21 protein-coding genes are annotated in these 23,123 nt (G+C 36.0%); 6 read left to right on the top strand and 15 right to left on the bottom strand.

All coding sequences use genetic code 11. The annotated features are described in order from the left end of the window. Positions 1–153: 153 nt before the first annotated feature. The gene (locus ACP3T3_RS12565) at positions 154–2,976 is read right to left on the bottom strand and encodes a gliding motility-associated C-terminal domain-containing protein (protein WP_426476199.1); all 2,823 of its coding nucleotides are present in this window, start codon (positions 2,974–2,976) and stop codon (positions 154–156) included. 262 nt (positions 2,977–3,238) lie between these two features. Then, complete coding sequence (gene tsf, locus ACP3T3_RS12560) at positions 3,239–4,063, bottom strand: translation elongation factor Ts (protein ID WP_426476198.1); 825 nt, start codon at positions 4,061–4,063, stop codon at positions 3,239–3,241. A gap of 143 nt (positions 4,064–4,206) precedes the next feature. Here tsf and ACP3T3_RS12555 point away from each other — a divergent pair, with 143 nt between their 5' ends. Beyond that, positions 4,207–4,971: a DUF6759 domain-containing protein gene (locus tag ACP3T3_RS12555; RefSeq protein ID WP_426476197.1), complete on the top strand. Its 765-nt coding sequence runs from the start codon at positions 4,207–4,209 to the stop codon at positions 4,969–4,971. A 65-nt stretch (positions 4,972–5,036) separates the two neighbouring features. Here the strand turns inward: ACP3T3_RS12555 and ACP3T3_RS12550 are convergent, their stop codons facing one another. Both ACP3T3_RS12550 and gltX read right to left on the bottom strand, forming a co-directional pair. Beyond that, on the bottom strand, positions 5,037–5,993 hold the full coding sequence (locus ACP3T3_RS12550; protein WP_426476196.1) for an acetyl-CoA carboxylase carboxyltransferase subunit alpha: 957 nt from the start codon (positions 5,991–5,993) through the stop codon (positions 5,037–5,039). Between the two features lie 49 nt (positions 5,994–6,042). Next, complete coding sequence (gltX, locus tag ACP3T3_RS12545) at positions 6,043–7,551, bottom strand: glutamate--tRNA ligase (RefSeq protein WP_426476195.1); 1,509 nt, start codon at positions 7,549–7,551, stop codon at positions 6,043–6,045. A 354-nt stretch (positions 7,552–7,905) separates the two neighbouring features. On the opposite strand from gltX, the gene ACP3T3_RS12540 reads away from it, so the two are divergent. From ACP3T3_RS12540 to ACP3T3_RS12525, 4 genes are all read left to right on the top strand, one after another. Beyond that, the gene (locus ACP3T3_RS12540; RefSeq protein ID WP_426476194.1) at positions 7,906–9,294 is read left to right on the top strand and encodes an MAC/perforin domain-containing protein; all 1,389 of its coding nucleotides are present in this window, start codon (positions 7,906–7,908) and stop codon (positions 9,292–9,294) included. 185 nt (positions 9,295–9,479) lie between these two features. Next, on the top strand, positions 9,480–10,277 hold the full coding sequence (locus ACP3T3_RS12535) for a hypothetical protein (RefSeq protein ID WP_426476193.1): 798 nt from the start codon (positions 9,480–9,482) through the stop codon (positions 10,275–10,277). 3 nt (positions 10,278–10,280) lie between these two features. Beyond that, positions 10,281–10,934, top strand: coding sequence for a glycosyltransferase (locus ACP3T3_RS12530; RefSeq protein ID WP_426476192.1), 654 nt, complete (start codon positions 10,281–10,283; stop codon positions 10,932–10,934). A gap of 26 nt (positions 10,935–10,960) precedes the next feature. Beyond that, positions 10,961–12,220 carry a glycosyltransferase gene (locus tag ACP3T3_RS12525; protein WP_426476191.1) on the top strand — a complete coding sequence of 420 codons (1,260 nt, stop codon included), beginning with the start codon at positions 10,961–10,963 and terminating at the stop codon, positions 12,218–12,220. Here the strand turns inward: ACP3T3_RS12525 and ACP3T3_RS12520 are convergent, their stop codons facing one another. The 11 genes from ACP3T3_RS12520 to pdxA form a co-directional block, all read right to left on the bottom strand. Beyond that, a complete protein-coding gene (locus ACP3T3_RS12520) occupies positions 12,221–13,459 on the bottom strand; it encodes a glycosyltransferase (protein ID WP_426476190.1) in 1,239 nt (412 codons plus the stop codon). 3 nt (positions 13,460–13,462) lie between these two features. Beyond that, entirely contained in the window at positions 13,463–14,650 is a 1,188-nt protein-coding gene (locus tag ACP3T3_RS12515; RefSeq protein ID WP_426476189.1) for a glycosyltransferase family 4 protein, read from the bottom strand. 3 nt (positions 14,651–14,653) lie between these two features. Beyond that, a complete protein-coding gene (locus tag ACP3T3_RS12510) occupies positions 14,654–15,640 on the bottom strand; it encodes a glycosyltransferase family protein (RefSeq protein ID WP_426476188.1) in 987 nt (328 codons plus the stop codon). Between the two features lie 4 nt (positions 15,641–15,644). Further along, positions 15,645–16,391, bottom strand: coding sequence for a glycosyltransferase family 2 protein (locus tag ACP3T3_RS12505; RefSeq protein ID WP_426479970.1), 747 nt, complete (start codon positions 16,389–16,391; stop codon positions 15,645–15,647). A gap of 282 nt (positions 16,392–16,673) precedes the next feature. After that, positions 16,674–16,847, bottom strand: a complete 174-nt coding sequence (locus ACP3T3_RS12500) for a hypothetical protein (RefSeq protein WP_426476187.1) — start codon at positions 16,845–16,847, stop codon at positions 16,674–16,676. Positions 16,848–16,938: 91 nt separating this feature from the next. Then, on the bottom strand, positions 16,939–18,186 hold the full coding sequence (rocD, locus tag ACP3T3_RS12495; RefSeq protein ID WP_426476186.1) for an ornithine--oxo-acid transaminase: 1,248 nt from the start codon (positions 18,184–18,186) through the stop codon (positions 16,939–16,941). A 261-nt stretch (positions 18,187–18,447) separates the two neighbouring features. Then, entirely contained in the window at positions 18,448–19,803 is a 1,356-nt protein-coding gene (gene accC, locus ACP3T3_RS12490) for an acetyl-CoA carboxylase biotin carboxylase subunit (protein ID WP_426476185.1), read from the bottom strand. Positions 19,804–19,901: 98 nt separating this feature from the next. Then, on the bottom strand, positions 19,902–20,384 hold the full coding sequence (accB, locus tag ACP3T3_RS12485) for an acetyl-CoA carboxylase biotin carboxyl carrier protein (RefSeq protein WP_426476184.1): 483 nt from the start codon (positions 20,382–20,384) through the stop codon (positions 19,902–19,904). Between the two features lie 127 nt (positions 20,385–20,511). Continuing rightward, positions 20,512–20,715: a 50S ribosomal protein L32 gene (gene rpmF / locus ACP3T3_RS12480; RefSeq protein WP_002976251.1), complete on the bottom strand. Its 204-nt coding sequence runs from the start codon at positions 20,713–20,715 to the stop codon at positions 20,512–20,514. 67 nt (positions 20,716–20,782) lie between these two features. Continuing rightward, the gene (locus tag ACP3T3_RS12475) at positions 20,783–21,313 is read right to left on the bottom strand and encodes a YceD family protein (protein WP_426476183.1); all 531 of its coding nucleotides are present in this window, start codon (positions 21,311–21,313) and stop codon (positions 20,783–20,785) included. Between the two features lie 84 nt (positions 21,314–21,397). Then, positions 21,398–22,489 (bottom strand): 4-hydroxythreonine-4-phosphate dehydrogenase PdxA, encoded by a 1,092-nt coding sequence (pdxA, locus tag ACP3T3_RS12470; protein WP_426476182.1) that lies wholly within the window; start codon positions 22,487–22,489, stop codon positions 21,398–21,400. Positions 22,490–22,537: 48 nt separating this feature from the next. Between pdxA and ACP3T3_RS12465 the strand changes: the two genes are divergently transcribed. Continuing rightward, positions 22,538–23,122 (top strand): riboflavin synthase, encoded by a 585-nt coding sequence (locus ACP3T3_RS12465; RefSeq protein WP_426476181.1) that lies wholly within the window; start codon positions 22,538–22,540, stop codon positions 23,120–23,122. Position 23,123 lies beyond the last annotated feature (1 nt).

Here is a 23,123-nt window from a genome sequence, read left to right as displayed (position 1 = left end):
TCTTGAAAAAAGAATAAAAAAACCATGATTCCTATGGTTTAAAAATCCGGGTCTTTATTATCTAGGTTTTTAACATCATTTTAATTATGAAAGTTAACAAATAAGCCACGATTAAACAATCGTGGCTCATTCAATATAGTTTTAAACTAATTATTACTCTCTGTTTTTAACAAGAATCCAACCTGTATATTTTATTGGAGTCTTTTCTTTGTTGGATTCATTCCAGGTGATATGATACCAGTATGTTCCTGTTCCTAATTTCTTATCAAAGTGTTTTCCATCCCATCTGTAGTTGTTGAATCTGTTTCCGGTGAATACCATATTTCCATATCTGTCATATACTATAAAGCTCAGATTTTCTTTATAAGCCAGTTCACTGTAATCTATATAGTCATTTACATTATCTCCATTAGGGGTAATGGCATTTAACAGATTAGGAATTGTAACTTCTACAGCAACAGGAGTGCAGTTATAGTTGTCTTTTACATAGAAAGTGTGCTGTCCTCTTGTTAAACCTGTGAAAGTGCTTGAATCCTGCCAGTTAGCTGTTCCGTCAACTGCATATTTGTAAGGAGGTTTACCACCGCTTACAATTACTGTTGCTGTATTGTTGTTGATCTCAATGGTTTGAATTACCGGATCTTCAACTTTTTTCACCTTTACGGTCTGAGGAAGGAAACATCCGTTCTTACCAAGTATTACGGTGTATTCTCCAACACCCACGTCTCTGATACCTGAAGTAGTAGCACCTGTGCTCCATTGGTATGAATCGTATCCTGAACCTGCATCCAGGTTAGTTTTCGCATCCATACAGATATACTGATCTACAAGGATTGGAGACTTTTTGATTGGAAGTACAATTAATTCAATTTTTGCATTTGCTGTACATCCTTCAGCAGTAGTTACTTTCACATATACAAATCCTCCTGTTGAAGGGAAATTTTCAGGCGTTGTAATTTCATTAATCCCTGCAGTAAGATCATTCAGAGTACGGTAATATTTTTTTATAACAGCATTATAGTCTGTTACCTTTGCTTTTGTAAGATCAAAATAAGCGTAAGGAGCCACATCATACCAACAAGCCTTAATAGAGGTGTCAGTTACGATGAACGGTACTACAGTAAGGTTTAATGTTACCTGCTCGCAATCTGTAAACTCAACTGAGTTTCCACAGAATTTATAAATGATTTTGTCTGGACCTAAATATCCGGGATTGGGTGTATAAGTGATTGTCCCGTTTGGATTTACCACAGCTGTACCCTTTGTAGGAGGGGTTAAAATTACTACTGTACTTGGAACCACCGTTTGGGTGGAAGAAGTAAACGCAGGTGTGATAATTTTAGTGGAGCAGGCATTGAGAGCTTGCGTAGTTTCTTTTAAACAGTTTTGTACCTTATAAATCGGAGTGGTGATAGGAGGGCATGTTCCCATTGTTACTTTCACTGTATAGTTTCCTGATTGTGTAGGAGTGTAAGTATAAGTTGTTGCACCAGAAATAGCAACTCCCTCACGGTACCATTGGTAGGTTTCATATCCGTCATCTACTTCCAGAATAAGCCCCGGAACACATTCTCCTGCTTTTTTGGCAATGACAGGAATGGATGAAAATCCGGCAAAATATCCTCCGTATCCTGCAGTACTGTAACCTCCGTTGATGCCTGCTGTTACGGCTTTTGTAGATGTGATTTTTAAATTTCCTGTTACTCCTGTTATTCCATAAGTAACCCAGTTGCTGTTTCCTGTCAATGGGAATGGCCCATCTGTTGTCGCAACAGGGTTATCATTTACCATTACGGTAGCTCCAGTTTCTGTTAATATATTTAATTTTACGATTAAGTCACTCTGTGTTATACTTGCTCCGCCTGCACCCAGGGGCATCTCATTAATTTTACCGATTTCATCAATTTTTCTCGGTAGGAAACAGTTTAATGGCGGAATGTAGTTGAATCCGTTGGTTGCAGCGTTCGATCCGATTCCTATAAACTGATAAAGGTATACATTCTTAGTCGTTGAAATAAACATATTGGAATGTCCTGTACCTTGGCTCACATAACTTGTTTCATTGATTCTGTACCATTGTCCGGCAGCAAGGGTTGCAACAGGAGTAGTGCCTCCATTCAGATATACTTCAGTATTATCTTCCGTCGCAATGATAAGTCCCCCCTCCATATTAAGATTAGGAGCGGTAGATCTGGTTTTTACCATAGCAAAAGTATTGCCAAGTCTTTCAACCGGAACAGATTGATCCAGAATAGGGTCTGTACCGGATGTTGGGGTTGAGAAGTTACCGTTGCAGCTTCCATTGGTAAGGGTTACAGGCTTATTGGAAACCACTTTTGCTCCCATGAAACCTGATTGATTGGCAGATTGTGAACCAGAACCTGCGAAAATAAAAGATTGCCCTTTCTGCAATGTAAAAGTATGAGAATTACTGGTAGGAGTTCCGTTGATGAAAACTACTCCTGCAGTAGGGTTCCAGGTTACTGTTACGCTGGTATTATCTTCAGTAGCCATGATACCGGCAGTAAAGTTGTAAACAGGGTTGGTATCAGTATTAGGACTTTGAGCAACAAAAAATGTTTTCCCGATTCCTGCTTTTCCTTTGCTGGTAATAACTTCCCCGTGAATATCCTGGGCAAGCCTTAAACTGCAGTAGAAAGGCTTTGTTCCTTTCAGATAGAGCCCTTTATTGCCAACGATAAAAGCATCAGTTACTGTACCTGTAGAAATAAGACTGTTGGCAACCTTATAGGTTTGAGGACTACCTTTGCTGATGGTAACTGTGGTAACAGGAAGATTGTTGTTATAGATTGTAACATCAAAGGGAGTAGGAGAGTCAGTGGAAAGATATATCATGTTGTTATAACTTCCGTAACTGTCGTAATAAGGAGCAATCCAATGCTCGGTATCCCTTTGTGCAAAGAGTGTATTAATTGTCAAAAAAATTAATACCAGACTGAGTAAAAATCTTTTCATGTGTATGGAATTAGGATTTCTACAAAATTAAAATAAAAAATGAAATACTTTTAATAAAATTTAAATAAATGTTAAAAAAATGTTACCATTTTTTAATTAAAATCCATCTTGAGTATCAAACTGCTAATTGAATTTCATGCTTATTCTATTTTTTAGTGTTGGTGGAAGACGGATATTTTTTCCATATAGTATAGTGTCCATATTTATGAATAAAAAATCCCGGTGAACTTCACCGGGATTCTATATTTTTTGAAAGATGTGCTTATAGGCTTACTCTTACAAATCCTGTTACTTTTAGGTCTTCGTTTACAGATTTTACGTAATCAGCAACTGAGATACTTCCGTCTTTAATGAAATCCTGGTGTACCAATGTGTTGTCTTTGTAGAATCTCTGCATTTTACCTTTAAGGATGTTATCGATAATGTTTGCAGGCTTACCTTCTTCAGTAAGTTTGTGTCTTTCGATCTCTAATTCTCTGTCGATAGTTTCCTGAGAAACAGCAGTTTCGTCAAGAGCGATAGGGTTCATTGCAGCTACCTGCATAGAAACGGCTTTAGCAGCTTCGTCAGCTCCGTCTACTTTAGCAGAAAGAGAAGTGATTGCAGCGATTTTGTTTCCAGCGTGGATGTAAGCTCCCAAGAAATCTCCCTGGATTCTTTCGAAAGAACCGATTTCAATTTTCTCACCGATAACTCCTGTTTGCTCAACTAATTTCTCAGCAACAGTGATTCCGTGGAAATCAGTAGCTAAAAGCTCTTCTTTAGTAGCCGCGAAGATTGCCATTTCAGCTAATTCGTAAGCTAGCTCGATGAATGCTTCGTTTTTAGCAACGAAGTCAGTTTCACAATTTAAAGAGATTACAGCACCTAAAGTGTTGTCTTCGTTTACTCTTGCGATTACTGCACCTTCAGTAGATTCTCTGTCAGCTCTGTTAGCAGCAACTTTTTGTCCTTTCTTTCTAAGGATATCTACCGCTTTTTCGAAGTCTCCTTCAGCTTCAACTAGAGCTTTCTTGCAGTCCATCATACCTGCACCTGTTTGGTTTCTTAATTTAGCTACGTCTGCAGCAACTGGTGTATAAGACATAATATCTATTATTTTTTATTTAAGATTAGTATTAATTTTCAGCTTAATTTTAGAGCAGTGCAAAGATAATGATTTTAATGATAAACTAAAAAATGACTTTTCACGTTATTAATATATTTAATACTATTTTAAAGATTTGATTAATGAAAAAAATCTTCTTTCTCCTATTTATATGCATTTTCTCTCTTGGATTTTCCCAAAAAAAGAAAAAAACAAAATCTAAAGCCGTTGTTGAAAAAGAAACTGTAATTATCTATACAGAGCAGGAAGCTGAAATTTCAAAAGAAGCGAGAGTGATTGCCGGATTTTTGAAACAGAATCCCGGACATGCCAAAACAGATTATTTTAAAAGAAGACTGATTGATATTATTATGGCGGGTAATTCTCCTGAAGCAAAACCTACCATTAAGCCAATCAGCAAAGAAAAAATTGAAAATATTGTAAAAAATAATGAGCTGAACAGTGGTAAAACGGTTGCTGTGAACAAACCGTATACTGCTAACGGTAAGCCTGTATCTGATAATACAGCGGCGGCGATTGAGGCTTTAAAAGAAGAAAGGCGAACTACTTCGACAGGTACTGCAGGTGCAGCAAAAACTGCAGGAACATCCAAATCAGGACCCAGTGAGGAAAATAAGAGAACAGCGGCTATGCTTACCCATCTTTTCAATAATGATATAAACAAAAATGAGGCTTATGTAAATATTAAAAACAGGTCAGCATGTAACCTCGTAGTAAAAATAAGCGGTAAAAAATATTATAACCTGACTGTTCCTGCAAAAGGAGAAAACTTTATCCTTGTAGATAAAGGAGAATATATAATGACAACAATGGTATGTGATGCAAAATATTCCTCTTTGAAGAAAATTTCTCAGGATATTGAAATTGCACTCAATGTTTCAGAATAGATTACAATAAACAGAAGAAAACTAAATAAAAAGGTTAAGAAGAAATTCTTAACCTTTTTATTTTTTTATCCTTTAAATTGACCCATCGCAATGAATTTATCCTGTCTCTGGGTTTCAAGCTCCTGTCCTGTAAATTTGGAGAACGCTTTGATATTTTGTAAAATTGAATTTTTCAGGTTCAGATAAGTTGTTTCCTGATCATAATGAGCACCTCCAAGCGGTTCCTCAATAATTCCATCAATAAACTTTTCTCTTAAAGCATCTGCCGGAGTAAGGTTTAATGCATTGGCAGCGTCTTCCTTGTGATCCCAGTTTCTCCATAAGATAGAGGAACAGCTTTCCGGTGCAATAACAGTATACCATGTGTTTTCTAACATATATACTTTATTTCCTACCCCTATTCCTAATGCACCACCACTTGCCCCTTCTCCGATAATATAAGTGAAGATTGGCGTTTTCAGCTGAACCATTTCAAAAATGTTTCTTGCAATAGCCTCACCCTGTCCTCTTTCTTCAGCTTCCAATCCCGGATAAGCTCCCGGTGTATCTACTAAAGTTACTACAGGGATATTGAATTTTTCAGCAAGCTTCATTAGTCTTAAAGCTTTTCTGTATCCCTCCGGATTTGGCATTCCAAATCTTCTGTGCTGTCTTTCTTTAGTTGTTCTTCCTTTCTGAGTTCCTATGATCATTACTTTCTGACCATCAAGGGTAATCAATCCTCCAATCATTGCCGGATCATCAGCGAAATTTCTGTCTCCATGAAGTTCTAAGAAACTGCCTTTGTCTGCCATTCCGTGGATATAGTCCAATGTGTAAGGACGATCCGGGTGGCGGGACAGTTGTACTCTTTGCCAAGGCGTAAGGTTTGAATAGATTTCTTTTTTCTTTTCTAAAATCTTATCCTCAATCTGGCTGCATGCTAATTTTACATCAACACCACTTTCTTCTCCTACTAAAGAACAGGTCTGGTATTGATCCATCAATTCTTTGATAGGAAGTTCGAAACTTAAATATTCCATTTCTTGAAGTAAATTAAATCTTTCAAATGTATGAAAAATTATGGTTATTCTATTTAAAATTATTTATAGCATTGCTTATTCTGGAGATACTTTCCTCTTTACCAAGGGTTTCCAGAATGTCCGGAACATCCGGTCCTTTCAGTTCTCCCACCAAAGACAAACGCAGCGGCATCATTACTTTACCCATTCCCAATCCTTTGCTTTCAGCGAAATCATGCATCTTTTCCTTTAGCGTTTCAGCAGTAAAGTCTGTAGATTCGAAGGCAACAGCCAGTTCTCCTAAAATTGCAGATGTTTCATCATTCCATGCTTTTTTTGAAGCTTTTTCATCATAAGAAGCTGGGGCTTCAAAGAAGAATTTTCCGTTTTCATAAATGTCTTTCGGAAAAGTGGCTCTTTCTTTCATAAGATGAATCACCTTCAATAGCTTTTCATCCGATACACCGGTAAGATCAAGATCTGTATTTTTCAGAACCTGAAGAAGCTCTTCATCAGACTTCATCTGAATATACTGGTGGTTGAACCATTCAGACTTTTCTTTACTGAATCTCGCACCGGCTTTATGTACTTTATGAAGATCAAATTCCTTGATCATTTCATCTAAAGGAAGTATTTCCTTGTCATCTGCAGGAGACCATCCTAATAGGGCAACCATATTGATGAAGGCGTCAGGAAGATAACCGTTTTCTCTGTATCCTTTAGAAACTACACCTGTTGCAGGATCTTTAAAATCAAGCGGGAATACCGGAAATCCGAATTTATCTCCATCTCTTTTACTTAGTTTTCCTTTTCCTTCAGGCTTTAAAATTAAAGATAAGTGTGCAAACTGAGGCGCTTCCCACTGCATTGCTTCATATAATAAGGTGTGAAGTCCTAACGATGGCAGCCATTCTTCTCCACGGATGACGTGAGAGATCTCCATTTCGTGATCATCAATAATATTGGCAAAATGGTAGGTTGGCATTCCGTCATTTTTCACAAGAACTTTATCATCTAAAGTATTGGTATTGACAGAGAATTTTCCACGGATGATATCCTCAAGATTTAATACCCGGTCAACAGGCATCTTGAATCTTACCACATAAGGAGTTTTCTCGTCTAATAGGCGTTGAACTTCTTCTTCAGGAAGAGCAAGGCTGTTTCTCAGGCGGTTTCTCGTTTTATTATCATAAGAGAAAACATCACCTCTGGCTTCATATTCTGCACGTACAGCATCCAGTTCCTCTGCAGTATCAAATGCAATATAAGCATACTCTGTTTTCAGGATCTGCTCAGTATATCGGTCATAGATATCTCTTCTCTCAGATTGTCTGTAAGGAGCAAACTTTCCTCCTTTCTTAGGACTTTCATCAGGGATGATTCCGCACCATTCCAAAGCTTCTTCAATATATTCTTCAGCGCCTTCCACATATCTGGCAGTATCTGTATCTTCAATTCTCAATACAAATTCCCCACCTTGATTTTTTGCAAAAAGATAATCATATAATGCGGTTCTTACGCCTCCCAGATGTAACGGCCCTGTAGGACTTGGAGCAAAACGTACTCTTACTTTCTCCATTTCAATTTTAATTTTTGCAAATTTACTTAAAATTATGCGTTTAAGAGATGATTTATGATCTGGTATTGGTTTTTTGATTCTAACTTTTTTATTTATTTCTGCAGATCTTCGTGAAATGCTGTATGAAAGCTTCCAGTCTTATATTTCAGGATTGAATTTATATTTGTTTTTTTTATAATGTGTTTGAATTGGTTTTCGGTATTTAATATTAAATTCCAAATTGAGATGTGTAATTTATTTATTAATGTTTTTTTAATTAATTATTAAATTCACTAAATAATGATATAAATCATTATTCAATTATTTTTTCACAAGGTAATGAATATTATATTTGCGGAAACTTTTAAATAACCTATGAAAAAACAAATTTTATTTTGCTTCAGTAGCTTACTGATGCTTTTTATGAGTTCATGTTCAACAGAAGAGCTGAACAATGAGGTAACCCCTGAAAGCCCTGCAGCAAAGGCTAATAACCGATTGGCAGCTGCCAAATTCGCAGGAGACGGAGTTTACGATGTCTTAGGACACGGTTATAATGTTACCGGTGAATATGCCAATGCAACAGCAGCCGGTTTTAAAGTGATCGATATTGACCGTTTTAAAGCAGAGCAGACCAACAGACTAATCAGCGAAAACACATTCTCCCAGGAATACACTGAAGAATATGGAGAAAATGCTGAAACGTATTCTAAAATGGTTTCTACCAAAGTAAATGTTACGGCGGGTATTCCCTTATTCAAGAAAACACTTTCAGTAGGATTCAATTCTGCAGTGACTACCAACAATAAGTTTGAAGGGAAATACATCTACGGAAGCTACAACCTTACCATTAAACAAAAAAGAGTAAGATTCAATGCAACTACAGATATGTTGGGCGATTATCTTACTCCGGAATTTGTTCAGGATTTACAGACAAAAACTCCACAACAAATTGTAGAAGACTACGGAACTCACGTAACGCTTGATATTTACACAGGGGCGAAACTGGATGTTTTATTCCAGGCAGAAACAAGAAGCCAGAGTCGTGACCGTGCTGCAAGAATTGGAGTAAAAGTAGGGATGAAAGATATCTTTGATGTAGATGTAACCAACGATGTGAATACTTCAGAATCATCCATGAACTATTCTAAAAAATTATCCTTTAAAACAAGAGGTGGAGATCCTTCAAAAGGTTTGGTAGGAGAGTTGAATCTTGATACGTCAAATCCTAAAATCAACATTTCCAACTGGCAGAACAGCTCTAATGCAAGCAACACTGTTTTGGTAGATTTCGGAAGCAACGGATTGGTAATTATCTATGACCTGGTAAAAGACGCTGCTAAAAAAGCTCAGCTTAAAGCCTATGTAGATCAATATCTTATAGATAATAAAGTGTATATGGAATTCAATACAATTCCTGTTTACAGATATTATAACGGAGTAGATCATTATTATACTAAAACTCTTGGCAGCTACAGCGGATATTCTTATGAAGGAACAGAGTTCAATGCGTTCTTATATAAAGCTCCAAACACAATTCCTATCTACAGATACTATAATGGTAAAGATCATTATTATACAAAGACTCCGGGATATTATCAGGGATATGTAGACGAAGGAATTGAGTTCAATGCTTTTGCTGCCCAACAGCCTAATACGGTTCCTATTTACAGATACTGGAATGGTAAAGACCATTACTATTCAAGATCAGGTGTAAGACCTTCCGGATATGTATATGAAGGAATTGAATTTTACGCTTACTAATTAAAAATATTGTTATTTTACAGCAAGACAAGATGCCGCCTCAGCTTTGAGGTGGCTTTTTTATATTGGCAACACAAATAAATATTCATAAAAAATTTTCGTTGATAAGAGGAACACCGGAAGAATATTTCAGGCAGTCTTACCATTAAAAATGTATTTTTGTAGCTTATAAATTAAAATGATCAATGAAAAAAGCAATCTGTCTTTTTATCGTAGGAGAGAAATACTGGAAAATGTACAATAAAAACAGAGCAAGCTTTGAAAGCTATGCTAAAAAATGTGGTGCAGATCTGAAGATCATTGATCAACCTATGGACGGTAAATTTCATCGTCCGCTTCTTTCTCAAAAATTGTTGATCCCTTCTGAAACAACAGATTACGATATGGTTCTTTTTTTGGACCTGGATATCATTATTTCAGATAAAGCGCCTTCAATCTTTGATTATCTTCCTGAAGATAAATACTTCGGGGCAATTCTGGATCCAAGAGGAACTGATGAGTTCAACAAAACCTGGGGACATATCCCGAGAATTCTGGAAGAAACCAGTGAAATATATTTTACCGACCGCCATTTTGAAGCCAATTCATTATTGCAGGGAAGTATTAACGGCGGTGTATTTATTTTCAGACCGAAAAAAATAGCGGATACTTTTAAAGAATATTATTTTTCAGACCATAATCAGGGAGAACTGAATAGTTTTGAAGAAACACCATTCGCTTACTTTTCACAGATCAATAATTGGTTTGAAGCTTTACCGCCGGCATTCAATGTTCAGATCCTGTATAAAATAAAAGGAACAGAAAAAGGAAAAGAAGTAGAAGATGAAGAGAAAAAAATTCCGGGATTTTTCAGGAAATATTATTACAGAAAAACAGGAAGCTGCTTTTATCCCACAAAGAAGTATAAAAATTATGTGCAACAAATTATTGCTGAGAATTATTTTACCCATTTTTCTGGCAATTATCCTATAATCTACAATTAAATTATGAGCTTACTTTCACGCTTCTCCAGCAAATTTATAACAGTTTCTTACGGAATCACTGTCAATGATGAAGTTAAAGAACTAAAGAATTTATTGGATATTCTCCTTCCTTTGATCGATCAGAATGATGAGGTCATTGTCCTCCAGGATATCACCAATAAAAATAAAGAGGTTACAGAGCTGCTTGCGGATTATAATACTATTGTTAAGATTGAAGCAAGACTGGATGGAGACTTTGCAACGTTTAAAAACAGATTAATAGAAAAGGCAAAGTGCCAGTACCTGTTTCAGATTGATGCAGATGAATATCCTACCGAACATTTCATCAAAACATTGAAACCTTATCTTAAAAAAGAAAAAAGTGTCGAAATGTTTCTGGTCCCAAGAATCAATATTGTAGAAGGAATTACAGAAGAATATGTACAGCAGATGGGCTGGAATATGAATGCCGAAGGCTACATCAATTATCCTGACTACCAGGAAAGGATTATCAAAAACAACAAAAAAATCTTCTGGAAAAATAAAGTACACGAAGTTTTGTATGGAAACAAAAACTTTACAGAAGTGCCAAAAAAATACGAATTATCATTAGTTCATAAAAAGAATTTTGAAAAACAGAAAAAGCAGAATGATTTTTATGAAACATTGGAAGATTAATCAGTTTGAATTATTAGAAAACTAAAATGGAAAATTTAGGAATTAACGTTTTTGGATTTATAAATGGAGAATTTGGTATTGCAGAAGCTACAAGGCTTAATTGTAAGGCAATACAGACGGCAGGAATTCCCATCAGTCTGATCAATTACAATGTGAATACCAATCACAACAATAATGACCTTACTTTTACGGAGTTTTCTGATCACGCCCCTTATCCCATCAATCTGATTCAGATATCTCCATCTGAAACTCCTAACTTTTTTGATTATTTTGATCACTCTTTTTTTAAGGATAAATACAATATTCTTTATATGGCATGGGAATCTGAGACGATTCCGGAAGATTATGTGATGAATATGAATCTTTTTGATGAAATCTGGACTCCATCTACTTATTGCAAAGAGTGTATCGAAAAATACGTTAGCTTACCTGTAAAGGTTATTCCACATCCTATCAATATAGAACTTGCAGATACTGATGACAGAGATGCGGTGCAATTTTATGATAAAAGCCTTTTTAACTTCCTTTTCATTTTTGATTATAACAGTTCTGTTGAGAGAAAGAATGTAATCAATCTGATTAAAATTTTCAGAGAGACTTTTGATCACGGAGATAATAATGCTTTCCTGACGATCAAAACTTCGCGTTCTCAAAAATTTCCTACAGAAAAAGAACAGCTGATACAGGCTATTGGCGATTCAAAGAAAATTAAGATTGTTGAAAAGATTTTTGATAAAAATGCCCTGAATTATGTGATCAGCAATTGCGACAGCTATATTTCTCTTCATAGATCTGAAGGTTTCGGTTTGACCATGGCTGAAGCGATGTATTTTAAAAAGCCTGTTATCGCTACAGGATATTCCGGGAACCTGGAGTTTATGAATACGGAAAACAGCTTCTTAGTTCCGGCAGATGTTATTGCTTCTGATTCTCGTGTCATTAATTACGAAGCCAATACCGTTTGGTCAGAACCTTCATTACAGGAAGCAGGGATTTATTTAAAAACTGTTTACGAAGGAAAAGCAGAGGTGGAGGAAAAGGCTGAAAAAGGACAAAAAACCATTGCAGAAGATCTTTCACTGAAAAGGATAGGGCAGCTCATCAAAACAAGATGTGAAGAGCTTTTTGCTGAGAAAAGAATCGGACAGAACAAGTCAACATTAATCAAGCTGTATGTGGAAAACATTTTGTTGAAAAAAGATTTAAGGATTTACAAGAAGAGTGCTCCGATTCAGTTTATTTACAATATCAAGATGTATATCAGAAATAGAAAAGGCAAGAAGTAATCATTTCCTGCCTTTGATTTTTTTAAGGAAAGCATTTACTTGCTTTCTTGCTTTATTATAAAGAGTTCGTTCAAGATAATTGATTTTTGTCTGTAAGCTTTCAATTTCACTCAGATAGAACACATTGTTTACATCGCCACCACTTCTTTCTTTTTTGCCGAAGTCATCAATAAAACCAAGTCTTTTTCTGAATAGTTCTCCGATAGATTGGAGTGAAAAATTTTCAGCGATTTGTGATTTTGCATTTTCTCGCATTACAGTCAGACTCTCAAAATTGTTTTTGATATAACGGAGCTTTTCAACAGCATCTTTCAGGCTGGGTCTGGCAAGTGTTAAACCTTCGTCAATCAGTCCTTTCGTATTGGAAGTTTTAATAAAATCATACTGAATAAGAAAGCTGTTGTTTACATTCATGAAATCCAGGTTTCCCGAATAACCGGTTCCTACTACAATTTTTCCATACGCCATTGCTTCTGCCATGGTTAGCCCGAAACCTTCAGAACCATGAAGGGAAATCAGTACGTCAGCCTGCTGGATCAGCGAATGCAGCTTTTCCTTTGAAAAATGCTCATTAATGATAATTACATTAGGAATAGTACTATAGGCTTCCAAGGCTTTCTGGGCATCTTTGCTTCTCTCAAGATTATGCGTTTTTACGATAAGAACACTGTTTTTATCTTCTTTAAAAACGGTGGTGAAAGCTTCAAGCGTAGCCTCCGGGTTTTTCCTGATAGTTGTGCTTAATGAATCGAAAATCGTAAGATAAATCTTTGAATCCTGAGAAATAGTATACTGGTTCAGATCAAAATCCTTAGAATCTGCCATTTTTTGAATTGGGTGAGAAAATCTGATCACCGGAATTCCTGTATATTTTGTGAAAATATTCACACAGAAATCACTTGGAACCCAAAGCTCATCAAATACATTCAATATTTCAACAACCTTATCGGAAACTTCAGGAAACTCCCAGGCCCAGTAGATGATGTTGTAATGATCCTTAAGATTCAGATCCTGATTCTTGGAAAAAAAATTGTTGATAAAATTGATATTAATATGGAAAATATTAATTGTGGATGATGCTTCGGAACCTGTATCAATTCTTTCAAAAGTTTCGCTGGAATAATTAATCCGGTTTACTTTGATACCGATTACTTCCAGTGCTAAGGCATTCAGCCTGGTCGCTTCGGAAATTCCGAAATTCCCGTCAAAAAAACCATGATAATTTACACTTAATGACATAGCTTATAATGTTTTAAGTTTTTCTTTTACTTCTTCAGGTGAAAATGCTCTCAGGCTGTCCACAGAATTGCTGCTTAAAGTATTCCAAAGTTCTTCATCATTATTCAGCTGAATGATAGATTCTGCAAAGCTGCTTTCGTCATTGGCAATCAATACATTTTTTTTATCGGTAAGCTTCATTCCTTCAGCACCAATATCTGTGGTAACCACCGGTAAAAAGTATTCAAAAGCCTGCCCGATCTTGCCTTTTACCCCGGCACCAAATCTTAAAGGAGCCACCATAATTTTTGAATTCATAAAATGCTCTTCAATGCTTTCCACAAAACCTAAAAATTTAAACTTAGGATATAGTTTAAGATCCAGCTTTTCTGCAACATTGCCGATGATGCTTACTTCCAGTTCAGGATTCGTCTTCCAGACAATGGGCATTATTTTTTCATATAAAAATTTCACTGCATCAATATTCGGTTCATGTATAGAGCCAATGAAGGTAATTCCTTTACTTTCACTGAAGCTTTTTCTTTCAGAAATATCAATTTTAGGATAATGGATATTGGAAATCGTAATGATTTTATTTTTATCAGCATACTGGCTCATAATCTCTTTCTCTTTATCAGAGATCGCAATAATATAATCCAGTTGTGGAGCAACAACGGTTTCCAGGCGGAAAAAATGTTTATAATTTTTCTTTAAAGAAATGCGGGCCGGTTCCAGTTCAATCGCTCTTTTAAACCTTAAAAAATGAATATCTACCATATCGTAAATGAATTTGGTAGAAGGTAAAACGGCTTTCATTTTTTTATAAAACAGATTCAGGGCCAGAGGACCGTTGAACCAAACGTAATCTATATTTTTAAAGGAAGACAGGAAATCAAGGATATTCTTATACCTGTTGTTTTCTATGTAAACGATAACATTATGCTGTTGATAAAACTTCACATAAGAATCATCTTCAAACATATGGGGAGCGAATAAAATACAGTTGTATCCTGATTCTTTGTAAATAAATATAAGTTCTTTCAGCCGGTTGGCTCCGGATTCTTTATCATGGGCCGGGAAATCTCTTGATACAAACAGGATTGTTTTTTTTGAAGCGTCATACAGGTTGATATTGACGATATCCTTAGACTGAAGATATTTGAGTTTTTCTTTTCTTTCGAAGTGTTTTTTTATTTTTTTTAAGATTCCCATTTGTCAGTTTTTAGTATCCAGTTCAAAAACTTTATTTACCCAACTATCCAAAGTGTATCTGTAGTAGATTTCTTCCGGAATTTTCTCGTAAGGCTTTTCAAAAAAAGATTTGTCAAGATTACTAATATTTTTGTTTAAAATCAAAATATTATTGGGATTGTAAAAATCATAGGTTTTAATGGCTTCGTTATCCGTAATGATTTTCTTATCCAGCGCCATCGCCTCAAAAACCCTGAAGCTGAGCCCATATTGTCCTGCGCGCATCAGATCCAGTAAAACTTTAGAGTTTTTATAATATGTTGGAAGAGCATCATGCGGAATTTTTTTGATACTGAAAACCAGGAAAAGATTTTTAGGCACTGTCATGAAGATATTCGTCAGCTGATGTTTCCATGATTTTTTTCCGATAATCATGATCTGGAACTTCAGTCCCTGCTCAATCAGCTTTTTAGCCAGTAATTTTATCAGAGAAACCCTTCTGTTATCGTAAGATGTGATGTAGAAAAGATCCATTTCAGGCTGCTGGGTTTCTTTCGCACAGTGCGGAAGGTAAATGTAATTGGTTAACTTTTCAAATCCGTGCTTTTTAACATCGATATAATCAAAAGAAAATACCTTGTCAAAAAGATACAGTTTATCTTCTACAGGAACTCTTTCAAGATTGTCATACAGATAAGTAACCAGCCGGTCTGTATATTTTCTTATTTTTTTAAGAGTGGAAAGATCGAATGTATCCGGATTCATCACGAGTATCTGATCCTGATGTCCTAATTTTTCAAGAGAATCCAGAACGTATTTCTGCCTTTTTTCAGTCTTAAGATTTTTGTTTAAAAAAGTTTTGCTTAAAGCATTGACAGCCCTTTCATTGAAGTTGGAATGAGTAACGGTACTGATCTTTATATGATGTGCATCAATACCGCGTTTGCATAATGTTTCAACAATATACTTATCATAATCCCAAAAATCATAACTAATGATACAAATCTTCATTCAACTAATTTTGCTCTTTTTTTAATGATTCATAGGTTTCATAAACGCTTAAAGACTGCAGGTAAGATAACTGATACCCTTCTTTTCCGTCTAAAATACCAAGTCTCATTATATAGGCTTTAAAGAATTTAAAAGCTGTTTTAAGATATTGAACCCAAACACTGTACTTTTTTCCTTTTGCAGCCAGTTCTTTCCCCTTTAAAACTCCGTAATGAATCATTTTTTTTCTATATGATTCATAATCTGAAACGGAGTAATGGAGTAATTTATTTGTTAAAATCCCGATGGTTCCGTTAACCTCCAGAGTTTCATGCACCTTTTTGCCTGCCATATATCTGGCTTTCGATTTTCTGAATAGCCTGAAATTTTTATCAGACTGTGTTCCTGAAAAATGAATAGGTTTCTGGGCAAAAAAGAATTTCCTGTAAAAATAGTAGGCATCCTTTTGCCAGGGTTTATTCAGCTCATCAATAATTTCCTGTTTCAGGGCCGGTGTAATTCTTTCATCACCATCCAAAAATAAAACCCAGTCATTAGTTGCATTATCCAGCGCCATATTTCTTTGCTTTGTAAAGTCTTCAAATTTATTTTGAATCACCTTTACATTGGGAAATTTCTTCGCAATTTCTACAGTTTTATCCGTGCTAAATGAGTCTACTACTATTATTTCATCACAGAAATCAAAAGACTCGAGGACGTCCTGTATATTTTTTTCCTCATTATATGTTATGATTAAACCACTTATATTCATCACAACGGTTTGTTTGATAGAGAAGTACGTGAATACTTCCTTAAAATTGTTTTTTAAACTAGTTTTACTCTGTCAAAGATAAGTTTTAATTTGAATTTTATAATCGAATCTTTGCCTTTTATAATCAATTCTACACAGTTCGTATAAGTGCTGTGTAGAGTAATAATTCACTTTACCTCCAATTCTTACTGCAAAATCAATTCCTATTTTTTCAAAATAGAAAAAAAAGCTGATTTATTTACTTTTTTTTGAAGATAGTTTCCATAGGAATTTGCCAAAACCTTAAATGACTGTGATGTTTTGAGGCTGAGAATCTCCATAAGAATAAATATACAGTAAGGGTATGGTTCTTTGTTCACCATACCCATTAAATTTTTTCTTAAAGAATTTTGCCTGAGGATATTTCTGACTGAAGATCTCTTTTGTCTTATCTGCGGAAAAGCTGTCGGCAATCATAATTTCATCAGCAGTATCTGTAAATGAATCCAGAAAGTCTTACGATGTTCTATTTTTCATTAATAGTAATGTCTGCAAGTGAAAAAGCCGTTTATTTATATTCAAGAATGGTCTTTTCAATAATTTTTACACAATCCAGTAATTGTTCTTTAGTAATAACCAATGGTGGTGCCAGTCTGATGATGTTGCCGTGTGTAGGTTTTGCCAGCAATCCGTTTTCTTTCAGCTTCAGGCAAAGATTCCATGCAGTGGAGCTGTCAGGAGTATCGTTGATCAGAATAGCATTTAAAAGGCCTTTTCCTCTTACTTTGGTAATAAGGTCTGTTTTTTCGATCAGTTTTTCAATTTCAGCTCTGAACAATTGTCCGAGTTCTTCAGCTTTTTCAGATAGCTTTTCTTCAGCTACTACATCCAATGCCGCTACAGCTACAGCACAAGCAATAGGGTTTCCTCCGAATGTAGAACCGTGCTGTCCAGGCTTAATAACATTCATGATATTATCATTCGCCAAAACAGCTGATACAGGATACATTCCTCCGGAAAGCGCTTTTCCTAAGATTAAGATATCCGGTTGTACATCTTCGTGGTGGCATGCAATCAGTCTTCCTGTTCTTGCAATACCTGTCTGAACTTCATCAGCGATGAAAAGTACGTTGTATTTTTTACACAGCTCAGAAGCATTTTTAAGGAAGTTTTCATCCGGAACATACACTCCTGCTTCTCCCTGAATAGGTTCTACCAGGAATGCTGCAATATTTTCAGCATCTCTGCTAAGAACTTCTTCCAAGGCTGCAATATCGTTATAAGGAATTTTGATAAATCCTGGGGTAAAAGGTCCGTAGTTTTGGTTGGCATCCGGATCATTAGAAAAAGAAACAATGGTTGTCGTTCTTCCATGGAAATTGTTTTCGCAAACGATGATTTTTGCTGCGTTTTCCGAAATCCCTTTTACTTCATAACTCCACTTTCTGGCTAACTTTACGGCTGTTTCCACAGCTTCAGCCCCGGAATTCATTGGTAAAACTTTATCAAATCCAAAAAGAGAGGTAATTTTCTGTTCGTATTCCCCTAATTTAGAATTGTAGAAAGCTCTTGATGTTAAAGCCAGCTTTTGTGCCTGCTCTACCAATGCTCCTACAATTTTTGGGTGAGAGTGTCCCTGGTTCACAGCAGAATATGCTGAAAGAAAATCATAGTACCTTTTGCCCTCCACGTCCCAAACGAAAATACCTTCTCCGCGGTCCAGAACTACCGGAAGCGGATGATAATTATGAGCTCCATGTTTGTCTTCAAGGTCAATAAAATACTGTGAGTTTTTTGTTTGTTCTGCTGTTGACATATATTTTGGTTTTCAACAAATTTACGCAATATTAATGATATGCATGAACAAATGCCCAGTATGGTTTTGGGATATAATTGAAGTAGATTTTAAGCTGGAATAATATCGTATTAGAAAATATTTGCTCTGTAGACAGGTAGTTTTAGGTATTATATCTTTCTTATGATGGAATTTTAATTTTCGCTACTTTATTAATTTTTATGATCCAAAAATAAAAACTGCCTCAAAAAGAGGCAGTTCCAATTTATATTTTAAATAATCTTAGTGATTATCATATTTTCTATCCATTACAAAATCTTCCATGAATTTTGTAGTATAGTTTCCTGCAAGATAGTCTTCGTTATCCATCAGTTGTCTGTGGAAAGGAATGGTAGTTTTTACCCCTTCAATATAGAATTCTTCAAGAGCACGTCTCATTTTCGCAATAGCTTCCTCACGGGTTTGAGCCGTAGTGATAAGCTTGGCGATCATTGAGTCGTAGTTGGAAGGGATTGTATATCCGGAATACACGTGAGTGTCTACTCTGATCCCGTGTCCGCCAGGGATGTTTAATCCTGTGATTTTTCCTGGTGACGGTCTGAAGTCTGCATAAGGATCTTCTGCATTGATTCTGCACTCAATTGAATGTAATTTAGGGTAATAGTTGATTCCTGAAATAGGAGTTCCCGCAGCAAGAAGAATTTGTTCTCTGATCAGGTCATAATCAATTACCTGCTCAGTAATAGGGTGCTCTACCTGGATTCTTGTATTCATTTCCATGAAATAGAAATTTCTGTGCTTGTCTACAAGGAATTCGATCGTTCCTACCCCTTCGTATCCAATAAATTCAGCCGCTTTTACAGCTGCGTCGCCCATTTTTTCACGAAGTTCGTCAGTCATGAAAGGAGAAGGTGTTTCTTCCGTTAATTTCTGATTTCTTCTCTGTACAGAACAGTCTCTTTCAGAAAGGTGGCAGGCTTTACCATATTGATCACCGGCAACCTGTATTTCGATGTGTCTAGGCTCTTCAATCAGCTTTTCCATATACATCCCTCCGTTTCCAAAGGCAGCTACAGCTTCCTGAATTGCAGATTCCCAGTGATCTTTAAGATCTTCGGCTTTCCAAACAGCTCTCATCCCTTTTCCACCACCACCGGCAGTAGCCTTGATCATTACAGGATATCCGGTTTCTTCAGCGATTTTTACAGCATGCTCATAAGATTCGATTAATCCGTCAGAACCTGGCACACATGGTACGCCAGCCGCTTTCATGGTAGCCTTGGCATTAGCCTTATCACCCATTTTTTCAATCTGCTCAGGAGAAGCACCAATAAATTTGATACCGTTCTTTTGACAGATTCTTGAGAAGTTAGCGTTTTCAGATAAGAATCCGTAACCCGGATGAATGGCGTCAGCATTGGTAATTTCCGCAGCGGCAATAATGTTAGGAATTTTAAGATAAGAATCTTTACTCATTGCAGGGCCAATACATACTGCTTCATCAGCAAATCTTACATGAAGACTGTCTTTGTCGGCAGTAGAGTATACCGCAACAGTTTTGATTCCCATTTCTTTACAAGTACGTAAAATACGCATTGCAATTTCGCCACGATTGGCTATTAATATTTTTTTGAACATCTTCTTCAATTTGAAAATTAGATAATTTGAAAATTAGATAATGTTATTTTAATGTAGAATTTAATCTAACATCTAATGTCTAACATCTAACTTCTAAATTAAGATGGATCTACTAAGAATAATGGTTGGTCATACTCTACAGGAGTAGCATCGTCAACTAAAATTTTAACGATTTTTCCGCTGATTTCAGATTCAATCTGGTTGAATAGCTTCATTGCTTCAATAACGCAAACTACTTTACCAACAGCAACTTCGTCACCTACATTTACAAATACATCTTTATCAGGAGATGGTTTTCTATAGAAAGTACCGATCATTGGTGACTTGATCGTTACATATTTGCTGTCATCAGATGCCGCTTCAGCTTTTTCAGCAGCAGGAGCAGCAGGAGTTGCAGCCGGTGCCGGAGCAGCTACCGCTTGTGGTGCAGTGTGGTATACTGCGGGCTGTGCATAAACAGTATCGCTTCCAGCTAATGGAGTTTTAATAGTGATTTCGAAATCTTTAGTTTTGTACTTCACTTCTGAAACTTCAGCTTTAGATACAAACTTAATAAGATTTTGTATGTCTTTAATGTCCATAAATTTGATATTTGATTTGGTGCCAAAGATACCAAAAAAACGTAAAAAACAACAAAAAACCGCCAAATTTTATCAAAATTGGGCGGTTTTTGTATTAAAATGAGGCTTTTTCAATGAAAAGCGACTCTTAGTTTTCTTCAGTAGCAGCTACTTCTTTTTCCAATACTACTTTACCTCTGTAATAAAGTTTCCCTTCATGCCAGTGAGCTCTGTGGTATAGGTGAAGCTCTCCTGTTGTTGCATCTTTAGCTAATTGAGGAACTACAGCTTTGTAATGAGTTCTTCTCTTATCTCTTCTTGTGGACGACTGTCTTCTCTTTGGATGTGCCATTTTCTAATAACTTTTTTAATTGATGAGCGATGAGATTCATCATCTCATCATATTTAAATTATTCTATTTAATTATTGTCTTTTAATTTTCTTAAAGCATCCCATCTAGGGTCACTTTCATGTTCTTCCTCTTCGGTTACCTCAATATCTTTAGGACTGAACTGATCAAGAATCTGAAGATCTTCATCACTTACATTCGGTGAAATCTTTTTCATCGGGATAGAAAGCATTACATTTTCGTAGATTAAATGGGCTACATTGAAAGCATGCTCTGTGCTGGGAATAGTAATGACATCTTCATTGCTGTCATCATATTCTTCCCCGAAATTCACCAGAATTTTAATTTCATTCTCAATAGGATAGTCGAAATCTTCATTTGTGATATCACAAACCAACTCAACCCATCCATTAATTTTAATCTCAAATTCTAGAAAAGTAGTATGTTTATCAAGTGATACATTTACTTCTATTCTAGGATTTGTAAATTCCTGTTCAGTGTCAAATAATTGAAAGAACGTTTTATCTATCTCAAACCTGAACTCGTGTTTTCCGTTTTTCAGTCCGGAAAAGCTTACGTCATAGTTTCTTAACTTGTCCATAAAATGAGTGTGCAAAAATATGCATTTTTTTTATAATAACAAATAAAATCTACAACAAATTGTTTTAAAATTTGTTTTAAAGATTTATGCTTCAGTTTCCTCCGGTAGATCTTCATCTATTCCGTTGTCTACAACCATTTTTCTTGGCTGAAGGCGGTCATTCATCAGTTCGCTGTATTCACTTCTGTTCTTGAAAACCTTGATTGCCGTGAAGATCGCTTCTGTGAAACTCTGTTCATCGGCCACATTTTTTCCTGCAATATCATACGCTACTCCATGATCCGGAGAAGTTCTGATGAAAGGAAGCCCGGCTGTATAATTTACCCCTTCTTCATAAGCCAGTGTTTTGAAAGGAGCCAGTCCCTGATCATGATACATGGCCAAAACTGCATCGAAATTCTTGTATTTGTTCGGCTGGAAAAAGCTGTCTGCAGGAAAAGGTCCGAAGGCCAGTATTCCGTTGTCCGAAAGTTCTTTGATTGCCGGAGCGATAATTTCAATTTCTTCATTTCCGATGACACCGCCATCGCCTGCATGAGGATTTAACCCTAACACTGCAATTTTAGGTTTTTGAATACAGAAATCTTCTATAAGCGTTTGATTCAATACCCTGATCTGTTTCTTTATTTTTTCTTTGGAAATATTTTCAGCGATCTGTGCAATAGGAATATGATGCGTGGAAACGGCTACTTTAAGATCTTCAGTAACAAGGAACATCAGTCCCTTTTTGTTGAATTTCTCTTCAAAATACCCTGTGTGTCCGGCATGTTTAAAGCCCATTTTTACCATTTCATCTTTGTTGATGGGAGCAGTCACCAGGACGTCAATATCTCCTTTTATCAAAGCCTCAGTTGCTGCCTCCAGAGAATCAATCGCCATTTTCGTAGATTCTTCCGTGGGTACTCCCAATTCTACATTAACATTTTCTTTGGTAAGGTTAACCATATTTAGTTTCCCTGCCTGGGCCTGTGAAGGCTCATTAATATAGTTGAAGTTAACATTCAGCTTAAAAATATTTTTCTGATAAGTGAATAATTTCCCCGAACCAAAAATTACAGGAGTGAAAAAATCTGTAATAGTTTTGTCTTTCAGAGACTTCATAATGATCTCAGGACCGATGCCATTGAAATCACCGATTGAAATTCCTACTCGTACTTTATGGTTTTTTGGGCTCATTTTGATTATCTTTGAAGATTATAATTTACAAATTTAGCAAAAAATAATATGTTCACAGGAATTATTGAAGCAGTTGGTGTTATTGAGAAGATTGAGGAAAAAGGAAGCAATATAGATTTTACGCTTACATGTCCTTTTACAAACGAGCTGAAAATTGATCAGAGTCTTGCACATAACGGATGCTGCCTTACAGTGGTTGAAATAAAAGACAATCAATATGTGGTAACAGCCATCAACGAAACGCTGGAAAAAACCAACCTTGGAAAATGGGAATTGGGAACTGTTGTAAATCTTGAGCGATGCATGAAGATGGATGGAAGACTGGATGGGCATATTGTTCAGGGACATGTTGATAAAACCGGTGAAGTTGTTAATATTGAAAATAAAGACGGAAGTTATTTTATTACCATGAAATATGAAAATGACGGAAGTTTTGTTACGGTGCCACAGGGGTCAATCACGGTAAACGGAATCAGCCTTACCGTTGCTAAAAGTGAGGATGCTCAGTTCTCTGTAGCCATTATTCCTTATACCTGGGAATTTACTAATATGAAACATTTGAAAATTGGTGATAAAGTAAACCTGGAATTTGATATCATTGGTAAGTATATTGCTAGGTTAATTAAAAAGTAGA

This window comes from Chryseobacterium sp. CBSDS_008, from assembly GCF_049959325.1.
Taxonomy (GTDB): domain Bacteria; phylum Bacteroidota; class Bacteroidia; order Flavobacteriales; family Weeksellaceae; genus Chryseobacterium.
Note: the sequence above shows the minus strand (reverse complement) of the source record. Positions and strands in the feature narration are given on the sequence as shown.